Below are 13472 nucleotides of genomic sequence, written 5' to 3' on the forward strand. Positions count from 1 at the left end.
AGCACTGTTTCACCGTCATAACGTTAATAAGAGGACATAGTGAATGGACAAACACACTCATGGGGCCGGTCAGTGCCCTTTTGCACACGGAGCCAATACTTCCGCCGGCCAGGAGCCTCAAGTTTGGTGGCCCAATGCCCTCAACCTCGACATCCTGCACCAACATGACCGCAAGACCAATCCGATGGATGAGTCTTTCAATTATGCTGATGCCTTCAGCAGCCTCGATTACGACGCCCTCAAGGCCGATCTGCATGCCCTGATGACCGACAGCCAGCCCTGGTGGCCGGCTGACTGGGGTCACTACGGCGGCCTGATGATCCGCATGGCCTGGCACTCCGCAGGCAGCTATCGTGCCACCGACGGCCGTGGCGGTGCCAACACCGGCAACCAGCGCTTCGCCCCCCTCAACAGCTGGCCAGACAACGGCAACCTCGACAAGGCGCGCCGCCTGCTGTGGCCCATCAAACAGAAATACGGCAACAAGATCTCCTGGGCTGACCTGATGATCCTGGCGGGCAACGTCGCTTATGAATCCATGGGGCTCAAGACCTTCGGTTTTGCCGGTGGCCGCGAGGATATCTGGCATCCGGAAAAAGATGTCTACTGGGGCTCCGAGAAGGAGTGGCTGGCGCCGAGCGGCAGTGAAGGGAGCCGTTACAGTGGTGAACGGGATCTGGAGAACCCGCTGGCCGCGGTGATGATGGGGCTGATTTACGTCAATCCGGAAGGGGTGGACGGCAATCCCGATCCCCTGAAGACGGCCCAGGACATGCGCGTTACCTTTGCCCGCATGGGGATGAATGACGAAGAGACCGTCGCCCTCACCGCCGGTGGCCACACTGTCGGCAAGGCCCACGGTAACGGCAGCGCAGCCAAATTGGGGCCCGCCCCAGAAGGGGCGGATGTGCATGAACAGGGGCTTGGCTGGATCAACCACGAGAGCCGCGGCATCGGTCGCGATACGGTCACCAGCGGGATCGAGGGCGCCTGGACCAGCAATCCGACTCGCTGGGACAACGGCTACTTCAAGATGCTGCTGGGCCATGACTGGTGGCTCAAGAAGAGTCCGGCCGGTGCCTGGCAGTGGGAGCCCGTTGCCATCAAGGAGGAAGATCGCCCGGTGGACGTGGAAGACCCCTCCCTGCGCTGCAACCCCATCATGACGGACGCGGACATGGCACTGCGCTTTGACCCCGTCTACCGGGAGATCTCCGAGCGCTTCGCCGCGGATCAAGACCTCTTCTCCGACGCCTTTGCCCGCGCCTGGTTCAAGCTGACCCACCGCGACATGGGGCCGCGCAGCCGCTACCTGGGGCCGGAAGTACCGAGCGAAGTCATGGTGTGGCAGGATCCGGTGCCGGCGGTGAATTACCAGCTCTCCGAGCAGGAGGTGAGCGAGCTCAAGGCCAAGCTGCTGGCCTGCGGCGTGGCGCCAGCCGATTTGATCGCCACCGCCTGGGACAGTGCCCGCACCTTCCGCGGCTCCGATTATCGTGGCGGAGCCAACGGTGCCCGTATCCGCCTTGCGCCGATGAAGGAGTGGGAAGGCAACGAACCGGCTCGCCTCGAGAAGGTGCTCAACGCCCTGACTGCCCTGCAGGCCACCCTGAGCAAGCCGGTCAGCATCGCCGACCTGATTGTGCTGGGGGGGAGCGCAGCGGTAGAGCAGGCGGCCAAGCTGGCTGGCGTTGACATCGTCGTTCCCTTTGCGCCGGGCCGCGGTGATGCCAGCGCCGATCAGACCGATACCGAGTCGTTTGCCTTCCTGGAGCCGGTGCACGACGGTTTTCGCAACTGGCAGAAGGGGCACTACAAAGTGCAGCCGGAAGAGATGTTGCTCGACCGTGCCCAGTTGCTGGGGCTGACCGCCCGCGAGATGACAGTGCTGGTCGGTGGTATGCGGGTGCTTGGCACCAACCATGGCGGCTCGGCTCACGGCGTCTTTACCGACCGGGTCGGAGTGCTCAGCAACGACTTCTTCGTCAACCTGACCGACATGGCTTATAGCTGGCAGCCGACTGGCCGCAACAGCTACCAGATCGTGGATCGTCAGAGCGGCGCAGTGAAGTGGACCGCCACCCGGGTTGACCTGGTGTTTGGCTCCAACTCGGTGCTGCGTGCCTACGCCGAGGTCTATGCCCAGCAAGATGGCAAGGAGAAGTTCGTACGCGACTTCGTCAAGGCCTGGGTCAAGGTGATGAACAACGACCGTTTCGACCTGAAATAATTCACCAGGTCCGTATAAAGAACGCCAGCCGCGAGGCTGGCGTTCTTTTTTGTCGGCACGCGCCGCCAGCGGCGGTGCATCGGCCTCCCCTCACGAACGGGGTACAGGCAGTGAAGCAAGAGGGGGCGGAAGGAATGCAAGCAGAGAGTACAGGCCTTGCACCGGTTCGATGTGGTGGGCGGTGTGACAGGAGTGGACCCCTACTCATAAAAACGCAGCTGACACGGGGAAAGTGTCAGCTGCGTCATGACTACTCGCTATGCATCCGGATGGTGAAGGCCTTGAATCGTTGCACACGCCACTGGCTGACAACGGGAGGGAATCACCTGCCCCATCCTGGCCCATGGGTCGGCAACGACAGCCCGGCGTTACCGGAGCGAGTTGACCGGGAAGTCGGGGCAAGTGCCACATCACGACCAATGGGCAGACCATCACGCGCAGCCTATTGCTGCACAGGGTGTATGGAGATGGTATTCAACCATCAGCTTGAGCTAAGACTCCTATGAATATAAGCATCATAGCAATACGGCTCACCATTTTTATCCGGCTTCCGTTGAGAAAGAAAATTGATAGTGACAATTTTGTTTAGCTGCCACATGTGGAATGGCCGCTCCTGTGTACAGGTATATGTTACTCGATTGGCCTCATCAATGAATGTGATCCCTAGTGAGTCATATCCATCATACTTATCACTACCATTCCCCAAAAGGGCCTGGTCTGCATCCAAAACTATGACTGGTTTATATGGTCCCACATAAATATTACTTTGAGCTTTGTCATATAGCCGATTGGATGATAGCTGTACAGTAGCCATTCTTAGGCTAGGGTCTGGCAGCACGATCTCAACTCCGACCTTGCCAACAACCTCTTTGGATAATGGCTTATATACCGCGATCATTGTCTCATCTTTCATGAGACTTGCAAAATCACTTGCAGACCACACTTGTTTATTAAATACGCTCATCCCATTTTCCCTGAACAAAAACACGGAGCATAAGATCAATACAACGAATAGGATTGATCCCCATATCTTTTTCCTCATGACCACGTCCCATCTGGTTTAAACTGCTTTGCACCATGGCTAAGCCCACTAGGTGATTTACCAGAAACGGGCTGTTGGCGTCCTCCCTGCTTTCTCCATAACGCATAGTTGCTTACACCTGACCAACGCCCCCGCCACCCTGTTGATAACCCAACATGATGCAGAGCTTCATATTCGCCATTCAATAACGTGTAAACTTCCTTATCTTCGCCTTTTCGAAGAGAGTCCAGGTTCTCTTCTATCTGACCTGTCACGCTATTATCCTTAACTACATTACTATAATCAGTCCTCGTTAAAAACGCTTTCACTGTCACATTGAAATACTTAGCCATTTTCATTGCTAAACTGCTCTCAGGATTTACCTCTGAGTCATTTTTATATGAATTAATCTGCGTGTATGGATGGGCATCAACCCCCATTCGGCACGCGAAACTATGAAGGATACCATCTTTTGAAAAAATATCTGACTTGATACTACTCAAGTTCCCCACAGATACATCAATATCTGGTTTTGCACCATAGTTGATTGAAACTCTATTTGGTAGACCATGACAGTATAAATAGAGATCCTGTATCTTCACATTTTCTCTATCTCGATTTAGTAAAGCGACAAAGTCTCCTAGCGAATTTATCCGCTTAATCTCACAACCATACTTAGCTTTGTATGATTCAATTACCCCAAGCTCAAGGTCAGTATAACCACTCTTCACATAAGCAATTACTGTGTTATCTGCCTTTCTTAATCCTGAGTTTAGCTTGTGTGTTGCACCTGCCATGAACATCATCTTCAATAAAAAGCTGCTATAGTGCTCCTCTGACCCGATCACGACTATATTTTCTTTCTTAACAGCTTTTACTTTTACTTCAGCACGTTCTTTTTTATCTGTAGGGCTTAACTTTGACTCCCCTACTTTTTTCCACTCACTTTCTGCCACGTCACGACTCCTTAACTTCGATCGAGACAGTTTCCTCTTCAAAAGCGGACACTATATGGGTGTGGCCAGTTTCATCCGTTTTGCCGTACTCGATATTTCCATTGGCACGGATAATACGGTATTCCACGTTTGACAACGACTCGCCTGTAACTTCATTTCTTATGACAAACCCCTCATCAAACAAGCTGGCAAGCTTTAACGGTACGCTAGCTGAAGGCGCTATGTCACCAACGAAGACGGTTCCTGAGCCAATGATCACCCCACCACAGTCAACAGCTCCACCTGTTATTGCCAGTGGTTTACCGTTTACAAGCACTGTTGATGAGCCTGAAGCAATCTTGCGCGGGTGTGGGGGGGTATTTGGCTTGTCATGTGGTTCTAGTGGGTCACCAACTCTCGCAGCAGGCACCCCATCAATGAAAACATCTGGTGAGCCCGCTGTAATTTTGGTTGGCGGAAAACCATCATGATCGGTTCCAATATTACCGACCTTGGCTGCATTCTTAGACACGTAAAATCCTTTTGCCTCAAATGGAAATCATCATATCGAATGATTCTTTGCTTTTGAAGTGTAACCCCCATATGGATCCACTATAAGCTGATATATCAGTTACTCGAAGCTATCTCGGCAGTCCACTAACTACCACTCACAAAACAACGCAGCCAAGGATCATTCCTTGGCTGCGTTGTTTCCCAAATCGACGCGTCTTGAATGGAACCAATTGAGAACCTGGTGATCTGATCACCACCATTCTCTTCAAGTCTGCATCATGGTCACATCGCTTCACCCCATCACTAGCTGGCCTAAATACAACAAATCTTTGATTAACCATGGTTCTATTGTGGTCAACTCAAACCACCAAAAACCATTGCTGGTAACAGGACGATTTAGTTACTTCCGGCAGCCATGAACGTATTAAGACAACAGCGCGAACTGACCTTCATGCTCCCACCGCGCTTGGAAACAGTGCATCGGCGTTATAACGAGAGGAGATGAGGCGGAGGGTATTTTTGGGGAGGGAGAATATGTCGTACATCAGACACAAACTGTTTACAGCTCCGGGTTATTGGGCACCTCTACTCAGAAAAGTGCAGCTGACACATCGAGAACCGTATCAGCTGCGCCACAGCTATGCCTCATTACTCTTGATAGCGGGAGCACACCCAGCCTATCTGGCCAAGCAACTTGGACACAAAGACTGGGGGATGATCCGTACCATCTATGCCCAATGGGTCAGCAACGACAATCCGGATTACCGGAACGAGTTGGCGGAAAAACTGGGACAAGATGACCCATATACGACCCACAGGCAAATCAATAAAGCATAAGTAATTGATTTGAAATGGGTAAAACCCTTAGAACGGCATCTTAAAACCGGGAGGCAGTTGCATGCCGCCGGTCAGCTCGCCCATCTTGGCCTTGTTCTGCTCTTCGACGCGACGCACGGCATCGTTGACGGCCGCAGCCACCAGATCTTCCAGCATCTCTTTGTCATCTTCCATCAGGCTCGGGTCGATTTCGATGCGACGCACGCTGTGGCTGCCGGCCATGGTGACCTTGACCATGCCAGCGCCGGCTTCACCGACTACTTCCATCTGGGCAAGCTGCTCTTGCATCTTCTGCATGCGCTCTTGCATCTGTTGGGCCTGTTTCATCAGGTTCCCCATTCCACCTTTACCAAACATATGTCGTCTCTCGTCTTGAAATCCGGCATCCAGCGCCGGGCCGTGGGTTTACCCGTCCTAAGTGGGGACGGCCAAACCGTTTTTCAACCGGGCACCAGGCCCGGATGGTGTGATCAGTTGCTCAGCGGCTCTATGCTGTCGTGGTGCAGCATGGCGCCAAACCGCTGTTGCAAGAATTGCACGTTGGGATCCTGCTCCAGATCCCGGGTAACCTGTTCCCGCACCCCGAGGTAGAGGCGGTGCTCAATCTCGAGCGGGGTTTCCCGCTCGGGCACCACCCCCAGGGTGACGTCCACCTGTACCGCCAGCCCCAGCTCGGGACCGATGATCTCGGCCAGATCGGCGCGCGCCCTGTCGCTCACCAGATGGCGCTGCTCGGGTTTGAGGGTCAACAGCACCTTGTCACCCTGCTGTTCCATCACTGAATTGATGGCCAGCTGGCGCAGGCGGCCACCCACACCGGTGCGGGCAATCAGTTCGGCCCAATGGTCGCCGCAATTGGCCAGCAGTGAAGAGGGGATCAATCTGGCTGCCTCCTCGCTTCCCTGCGGCTGGTTGTCGCTCTCCAGCTCGTTCCAGTCGATGGTTTCCATGACCGAGGCGGCAGGCTCGCTGATGGTCGCCTCAGGGGGCGTTGCAACGGCGACCGGCGCACTCGGCGCAGCGACCGTCTGCCGGCCGGCACTGCCATCCAGATCCCAGGGCGGCAGATCATCCGCCTGGGGACGAGCGGCGGGCGCTGGCTGCATCACCTGGGTGGTTCGCTCCGGCAAGGGGGCGCTGGCGAACGCATCGTTGAAACCCTGACTCAAATACTCTTCGTAGTCGCTGCCGCTCTCTTCATAGGCATCGAGCGGCGGCAATTCATCGTAACCTGACTGGGCCGCCTGGGCAGCTGCCTGCACCCGGGGGGCACTCGGGGAGTGGGGCGTCGAGGGCGGCATGGCCGCAGCCGGTGCCATCGGTGCCGGTTTGGCGGCCGCCATCGGCTTGACCGGCGTCGCCCGGGCTGGCGCCGCATTGCCGCTCGGCTCGCCGCGCAGGCGGCTTCGCAGCAGATTGCGCTTGCCCAGCAGACTTTGCATGCTGGCCACCGTTGAAGAGACACTCCCCTCCCCGCTGTCAGCCACTTCGTCAGCCACATTCGTTGGTACGGCGCCTTGTACGGAGGACGCGGGCTGGGCAGCGGCAGGCTGAGCCGTGGGCGCAATAGGTTCGGGCGCGGCTTCATAACCCATCTGCTCGGCCTCACGCAGCAGCTCCGCCTGCTCGGCAAAGAGCGGATCCAGCTCGGCGCCGCCTTCCGGCTCCGCCATGTCAGCCACCTGTGGGTGAGGCTGGGCGGCCTGTCCGGCCTCCTGCGTCCCTTGGTGTTCGGCTGGTGCAGAAGAAGTAACCGGCGCAGGCGAGTTCGCGGCGTCGGCTGACGGAGCCTGCGGCATCATGCCGGTGGCCGGGGGTGGCTCAACCCCCTCGGGCTTTCCCAAGGCGGGGGCCGGGCTCCTCGCGCCGGCGGCGGGCAGGCCGCCGAGTGCCGGAGGCAGCGCAGTCAAGCTGGCGGGGTGCAGCACCTCGCGCCGGGGCGAGAAGGCCAGCATCCGCAGGCAGGTCATCTCCAGTGCGGTGCGGCCATCGGGGGCCCAGGGCAGATCCTTGCGGCCACCCAGCACAATCTGATAGCAGAGCTGCACCTCTTCCGGGCTCATGGCCTGGGCCAGCTGCAGCAGGGCATCGGCATCCGCCCCCTGCTCCTGCACGGTGGCGGGCAACAGCTGCGCCATGGCGATGCGATGGAGCAGCCCTTCCAACTCGGCATGGAGCTGATCAAAGTCGGGGCCCAGGGTCGCTATCTCGGTGATCTTGGCCATGGTGGCGGGTGCATCCTGACGCAGCACAGCTTCCAGCAGCTGGTGCAGATGGCGGTGATCCAGGGTCCCCAGCATAGCCAGCACGCTGTCGGTGCGCACGCTGCCATTGCCGTGGGCCAGCGCCTGATCGGTCAGGCTCAGGGCATCGCGCATGCTGCCGTCCGCCGCCTTGGCCAGGGCCAGCAGGGCGCGCGGCTCGAAGGGTTGTCCCTCCTGATCCAGCACCCACTCGAGCTGCTTGGCGATCTGGGTCTGATCCAGACTCTTCAGATGAAACTGCAGGCAGCGCGACAAAATGGTGATGGGCAGCTTCTGCGGATCCGTGGTGGCCAGCAGGAACTTCACATAGGGGGGAGGCTCTTCCAGGGTTTTCAGCAGCGCGTTGAAGCTGTGGCGCGACAACATGTGCACTTCGTCGATGAGATAGACCTTGAAGCGGCCACGGGCCGGTCGGTACTGCACGTTGTCGAGCAGCTCGCGGGTATCTTCCACCTTGGTGCGCGACGCCGCGTCTATCTCCAGCAGATCGACGAAGTTGCCCTGATCGATCTCGCGGCAGGTGTCGCACACACCGCACGGATGGCTGCTGATCCCCTGCTCGCAGTTGAGGCTCTTGGCCAGGATGCGCGCGATGGTGGTCTTGCCGACCCCGCGAGTACCGCTCAGCAGATAGGCGTGATGCAGCCGTCCCTGATCCAGGGCGTTGGTCAAGGCGGTCAGCACATGATGCTGGCCTACCACTTGTTCAAACGTATGGGGGCGCCATTTACGCGCCAGAACCTGATAGCTCATAGATCTCGATGCAGGGATGACAAGGCATTGAGGCTGGATGCTAACACAAATGCGGGGCGGGCTGTATCGGCTATCGGCCGAGGAGGGAGGGATCGCTTGAATTTCAAACCGATGCCCGCTCGGGCACCGGTTTGGACGCAGGCAACGGGCTGACGAGGCCCGTCTGCGTGATCGGACTGGCGGCTTATTCGCCCGGCAGTTCGACCAGGGAGACCACCTTGACGCCGGCGGCGGTCAGGCGGGCATCACCACCCAGCGACGGCAGGGAGATGATGAAGGCGGCATCGGCCACTTCGCCGCCGGCACGGCGGATCAGCTTGACGGTGGCATCGACGGTGCCGCCGGTAGCCAGCAGATCGTCCACCACCAGTACCTTGTCACCGGGCACGATGGCGTCGGTGTGCAGTTGCAGGGTGTCGGTGCCATATTCGAGGGCGTAGGACTCCTCGATGACGGCGCGGGGCAGCTTGCCCGGCTTGCGAACCGGCACGAAGCCCAGACCCATGGCGAAGGCTACCGGCGCGCCGAAGATGAAGCCGCGCGCTTCGGTACCGACAATCTTGGTGATCCCTTGATCACGATAGTGATTGGCCAGCAGATCGATGGTGGCCTTGAAGGCCTCGGCATTCTCGATCAGGCTGGTGATGTCGCGAAACAGGATGCCCGGCTTCGGATAGTCGGGAATGGTCTTGATGCTCGCTTCGATAAATTTCAGGGTTTCCGGATTCATGGTTTGACCGTTTGTTTTTCGACGCAGATGGTCGTTTCTCTCAGCTTCCCGCCAGCGGGAAATAAAAAGGCCCGTCACGCAAAAATGACGGGCCGACTCCATAGCATTATTGCCGCAATAGCTTAGGGACTTCACTTCTCCATTGCAACTGGCTCCAGCACCGGCAGCCGCATTAACCAGGTGAGCAGGATCACCATTATGGCAATGAGCAACAGCCTGACCCAGAGCAGGGGCACCACCGCCAGCGACACCGAGAAGGAGAGCAGAATAAAGAAAATAGCGCGCCGCCTGGCATGGCGGCGAATGCCGCGATACTGCTGCCAGTCAGCAATGGGAGGCCCGAACCAGGGATGGCTTAGCAGCCAGCGGTGAAAACGAGGGGACGAGCGGGCAAACAGCGCCGCCGCAAGCAGCATGAAGGGGGTGGTCGGCAGCAGGGGCAGGACTATCCCGACTATCCCGGTGGCGAAGGCAAGCCAGCCCAGGGCCATCAGACACCAGCGTTTCATGGGTACTCCTCTGAATGTATCTCTGCCTTTAGCCTACCAGAGTTGGCCTGGAAGCTGACAGCCTGGCCCAGGCAACGGCCGTCGATTGGGTTCATCGAGTGGGCAAACGGCTGACAATCCCGGCCATTGCCACTACAATCTGCGCTCTTTTTTCTCTGTTTGCCCTGCGGAACCGGTTATGCGCGTTATTTTGGCCCCCATGCAGGGGGTGCTGGATCACTTGATGCGGGAGGTGCTCACCTCCGTCAACGACTACGACCTCTGCGTCAGCGAATTCATCCGGGTGGTCGATCAGCTGCTGCCAGCCAAGGTGTTCCATCGCCTCTGCCCCGAGCTCAAGCAGGACGGCAAGACCCGGGCCGGCACACCAGTGCGGGTACAGCTGCTGGGCCAACACCCCGAATGGCTGGCCGAGAACGCACTGCGCGCCATCGAGCTTGGCTCCCCCGGCGTCGATCTCAACTTTGGCTGCCCCGCCCCCACGGTCAACAAGAGCAAGGGAGGCGCCGTGCTGCTCAAGGAGCCCGAGACCATCTATCGCATCGTCAAGGCGGTGCGCGAAGCGGTGCCGGCCCATCTGCCGGTGAGCGCCAAGATCCGCCTCGGCTACGATGACAAGGATCTCTATCTGGAGAACGCCCTGGCGGTTCATCAGGCCGGGGCCAACGAGCTGGCCGTGCACGCCCGCACCAAGCGCGAAGGCTACAAGGCGCCGGCTCACTGGGAGTATGTGGACGCCATTCGCCGTGCCCTGCCCATCCCGGTCACCGCCAACGGCGAGATCTGGAACCATGCCGATGCCCTCACCTGTGCCCGGGTGTCCGGCTGCGATGCCCTGATGGTGGGCCGCGGCGCCATCTCGTTGCCCAACCTGGCCAACGTGATGAAGACCGGCTGTGCCCACATGAGCTGGGCCGAAGTGCTGCAGTTGATGGTGAGCTACACCGAGCAGGATTTGGCCAGCGAGAAGGCCGACTACTACCCGAGTCGCATCAAGCAGTGGTTCAGCTACCTCAAGCGGGAGTATCCCGAGGCAGACCTGCTGTTTCAGGAGATCCGGGTACTCAAGGAGACCCATCCCATTCGGGACGCCCTGCTGCAGGCCGCGAAAACTGTGATCTAACCGTTCTTTACTTGACGCATATCATCTTGATAATCCTGTCGCTTCCCTATACTGCCCACAATTTGTTATTCGTCCGTTGGGGGCTAGTGTGTGTGAAATGACGCAAGCTCAGTTGGCCGTGTGGCGTGATCGCCTGCTGACTGACTGGGCGCAAGTAAGAGAAGAGCTGATCGGTCAGCTCAAAGCCTGTCGGCGTGACGAGTGGGCGGAGCAGGTGGATCACTGCGAGCGGGATCAGCTGGTCGATCTCACCAGCCGCCTCGACTTGCCCAAGGTGGAACAGAGCGTGGCCAGGCTCAAGCGGATCGATGCGGCGCTTTGCCAGATGGATCTGGGCCTCTATGGCCTCTGCTCCGACTGCGAGGAGCCGCTGGCCATCGAATCGCTGGAGCAGGACCCGACCCTGCAACGCTGCCCGCGCTGCGAAGCCCGCTATCGCAAGGGATTTCACGCCCACGAGCTCTGAGGGATGCACCTTCGTGCATCCTTTCCCCCGGGCTGGTCAGCCCGACATTTCTATTCAATAATCAACAACAACCACGCTGAACAGGGATAGCTCCGTGTACAGAGTCTTGTTGTTATGGTGTTTGTGCACCGCCGCCTGGGCGCAGGAGTCACTGCAGGTGGGCTGGGCCAGCTGGCACCCGTTCAGCTTTCGTGACGAACAGCAGCAGCTGCAGGGGCTGGACATCGACCTGCTGCAAGCCATCTTCAGCCGGGCCGGCTTTAGCGCCAGCTACAGCGAGATGCCCTGGGCCCGCGTACTGCGCGAGCTGGAGTTCGGCACCATCCAGCTCACCATGTCCGCCAACCAGACCGCCGAGCGCGAGCGCTACGCCCGCTTCAGCCTGCCCTATCGCAACGAAGAGACAGTGCTGCTGGTGCGCCGTCAGGACAGGGCGCGCTGGCAAGGGATCACCCAGCTCTCGGACCTGCTGCCACGGCAGGATTTCACCATAGGGATGATGCGTGATTTTGATTACGGCACCGATTTTCGCACCTTCATGCAGTCGCCACAGATGCAGGATCGGCTGCTGGCCCGTCTGCGGATGGAGCCCTTGCTCAAGCTGCTGCTGGCCGGTCGCATTCAGGGGGTGGTCATCGACCCCATGGGGCTACAGGAGATGAACCTGGCCGGTATCCCGCTCGATGACCTCACCCCCCTGCTCAATATCCAGCGCACACCGGTGCATCTGATGCTGAGCCGGCGCACCACCACGCCAGCCCAGCTGCACCGGCTGGACGAGGCCATCCAGGCGCTGCTCACCAGCCCGGAATACACCCAGATCCTGGCCCGCTATCGTTATCAGTTGCCGCCCATCAGATGAAAAAAACGGGCCAAGTGGGCCCGTTCTCTTGTGCGCTATCTCATTGGGCCAACAGATGGCCAACCAGCTCAAAGCGCCAGCCCTGCAGCAGCATGGGCTTGTCGGCCCGGGCCCGCTCTTCGTCGCTCATGCGCCAGCTCCAGGTGAAGTACTGGTGAATGATCTTCTTGCTCGCCACCAGTTCGGGCGGAATATTGCTGGCCTTGGCCTTCTCTTCCACCATCCCCTTGATGCGCTTGAGCTCGGCCTTGTATTGGGGGTAATCCACCAGCCGGCGAATGGGCTCGGGCCAGCCGGCGGGATCGCTCTGCTGGGCGGCGGCCACGATATCCAGCATCCGCTTGCCGTGGATCTTGATCTCGATGGGGGCCAGCCCCAGCTCGTTCAGATCCCGCAGGGAGGTGGGCTTGCGCTCCGCCACCTTGAACAGGTGCAGCTCCTTGACCACGAAGTTGAGGGCCAGATCCCGGCGCACCGCCTCCTGCTGACGCCAGGCGGCCAGCTCGCGCAGGATCGCCAGCTCACGGCGACCCAGCTGCCAGGCGTTGACGATGTCGAGATAGGCCTGACGGGGATCGCTGCTCTGGGTCTTGCGGGCGGAGTGGTTCTGGCACTCCTGCTCGAACCAGGCGAACTTGCCGCTGTCACGCAGCGCCGCCATCACCTTGTCGTAGAGGGGCAGCAGATAGAAGACGTCGGCCGCCGCATATTCGAGCTGACGGGGGGTGAGCGGACGCGCCAGCCAGTCGGTGCGGGCCTGATCCTTTTCCAGGGTCACGCCGAGAAACTCGTTGACCAGGGCGCCGAAGCCCACCGAGACCCCGTGGCCCAGAAAGGCTGCCGCCAGCTGGGTGTCGTGCATCTGGTTGGGCAGATGACCCGCCTGATGCTGGATGAGCTCCAGATCTTCGCCGGAGGCGTGCAAAATGGCGATCTGCCCTGCCCGACCGAGTCGCTGCCAGAGGGAGGAGAGATCCAGCGTCAAGGGATCCAGCAGCGCCAGCTGGTGGCCGTCGTAGATCTGGAACAGGCCCAGCTGGGGGTAATAGGTACGGGTGCGGACGAATTCAGTATCGATGGCCAGGGGAACGTCGGCCAGGGAGGCGAGATACTGATCCAGTTCGGCTTGCTGTGAAATGAGTTGATAATGCATCTGTGCCTGCGCGTTGATCAGGGCCAAAAGAAAAAACCGTGGGCTGACCCACGGTTTTGCATAACGACGGCATGCT

The 13472-nt window shown here is 58.9% G+C and carries 13 protein-coding genes; 5 read left to right on the forward strand and 8 right to left on the reverse strand.

The window, feature by feature from the left end:
• The first annotated feature begins 43 nt into the window (after window positions 1-43).
• The gene (gene katG, locus AB5Y95_RS03145; protein WP_368159489.1) at window positions 44-2230 is read left to right on the forward strand and encodes a catalase/peroxidase HPI; all 2187 of its coding nucleotides are present in this window, start codon (window positions 44-46) and stop codon (window positions 2228-2230) included.
• A gap of 481 nt (window positions 2231-2711) precedes the next feature.
• On the opposite strand, the gene AB5Y95_RS03150 is transcribed toward katG, so the two are convergent.
• The 3 genes from AB5Y95_RS03150 to AB5Y95_RS03160 form a co-directional block, all read right to left on the reverse strand.
• Window positions 2712-3194 carry a hypothetical protein gene (locus AB5Y95_RS03150; protein WP_139752384.1) on the reverse strand — a complete coding sequence of 161 codons (483 nt, stop codon included), beginning with the start codon at window positions 3192-3194 and terminating at the stop codon, window positions 2712-2714.
• Between the two features lie 74 nt (window positions 3195-3268).
• The gene (locus tag AB5Y95_RS03155) at window positions 3269-4207 is read right to left on the reverse strand and encodes a hypothetical protein (protein ID WP_139752385.1); all 939 of its coding nucleotides are present in this window, start codon (window positions 4205-4207) and stop codon (window positions 3269-3271) included.
• Window position 4208: 1 nt separating this feature from the next.
• Window positions 4209-4718 carry a type VI secretion system PAAR protein gene (locus tag AB5Y95_RS03160; RefSeq protein WP_017788095.1) on the reverse strand — a complete coding sequence of 170 codons (510 nt, stop codon included), beginning with the start codon at window positions 4716-4718 and terminating at the stop codon, window positions 4209-4211.
• 515 nt (window positions 4719-5233) lie between these two features.
• On the opposite strand from AB5Y95_RS03160, the gene AB5Y95_RS03165 reads away from it, so the two are divergent.
• Window positions 5234-5536, forward strand: a complete 303-nt coding sequence (locus AB5Y95_RS03165) for a tyrosine-type recombinase/integrase (protein WP_164091226.1) — start codon at window positions 5234-5236, stop codon at window positions 5534-5536.
• Between the two features lie 27 nt (window positions 5537-5563).
• Here AB5Y95_RS03165 and AB5Y95_RS03170 read toward each other — a convergent pair whose 3' ends face one another.
• The 4 genes from AB5Y95_RS03170 to AB5Y95_RS03185 all read right to left on the reverse strand — a co-directional run bounded on the left by AB5Y95_RS03170 (window position 5564) and on the right by AB5Y95_RS03185 (window position 9792).
• The gene (locus tag AB5Y95_RS03170; RefSeq protein ID WP_005301028.1) at window positions 5564-5893 is read right to left on the reverse strand and encodes a YbaB/EbfC family nucleoid-associated protein; all 330 of its coding nucleotides are present in this window, start codon (window positions 5891-5893) and stop codon (window positions 5564-5566) included.
• Window positions 5894-6006: 113 nt separating this feature from the next.
• Window positions 6007-8553: a DNA polymerase III subunit gamma/tau gene (gene dnaX / locus AB5Y95_RS03175; protein ID WP_279972851.1), complete on the reverse strand. Its 2547-nt coding sequence runs from the start codon at window positions 8551-8553 to the stop codon at window positions 6007-6009.
• A 184-nt stretch (window positions 8554-8737) separates the two neighbouring features.
• Window positions 8738-9283 (reverse strand): adenine phosphoribosyltransferase, encoded by a 546-nt coding sequence (gene apt / locus AB5Y95_RS03180; protein WP_005301034.1) that lies wholly within the window; start codon window positions 9281-9283, stop codon window positions 8738-8740.
• Between the two features lie 131 nt (window positions 9284-9414).
• Complete coding sequence (locus tag AB5Y95_RS03185) at window positions 9415-9792, reverse strand: YbaN family protein (RefSeq protein ID WP_010633947.1); 378 nt, start codon at window positions 9790-9792, stop codon at window positions 9415-9417.
• 178 nt (window positions 9793-9970) lie between these two features.
• Here AB5Y95_RS03185 and dusC point away from each other — a divergent pair, with 178 nt between their 5' ends.
• The 3 genes from dusC to AB5Y95_RS03200 all read left to right on the forward strand — a co-directional run bounded on the left by dusC (window position 9971) and on the right by AB5Y95_RS03200 (window position 12243).
• Complete coding sequence (dusC, locus tag AB5Y95_RS03190; protein WP_368159490.1) at window positions 9971-10915, forward strand: tRNA dihydrouridine(16) synthase DusC; 945 nt, start codon at window positions 9971-9973, stop codon at window positions 10913-10915.
• Window positions 10916-11012: 97 nt separating this feature from the next.
• On the forward strand, window positions 11013-11381 hold the full coding sequence (locus AB5Y95_RS03195; protein WP_017782825.1) for an RNA polymerase-binding protein DksA: 369 nt from the start codon (window positions 11013-11015) through the stop codon (window positions 11379-11381).
• 94 nt (window positions 11382-11475) lie between these two features.
• Window positions 11476-12243: an ABC transporter substrate-binding protein gene (locus AB5Y95_RS03200; RefSeq protein WP_017778993.1), complete on the forward strand. Its 768-nt coding sequence runs from the start codon at window positions 11476-11478 to the stop codon at window positions 12241-12243.
• A 40-nt stretch (window positions 12244-12283) separates the two neighbouring features.
• Here the strand turns inward: AB5Y95_RS03200 and rnd are convergent, their stop codons facing one another.
• Window positions 12284-13396, reverse strand: a complete 1113-nt coding sequence (gene rnd, locus AB5Y95_RS03205; RefSeq protein WP_226008459.1) for a ribonuclease D — start codon at window positions 13394-13396, stop codon at window positions 12284-12286.
• Window positions 13397-13472 lie beyond the last annotated feature (76 nt).

The sequence above is a fragment of the Aeromonas sp. R5-3 genome (assembly GCF_040908225.1).
GTDB lineage: Bacteria > Pseudomonadota > Gammaproteobacteria > Enterobacterales > Aeromonadaceae > Aeromonas > Aeromonas dhakensis.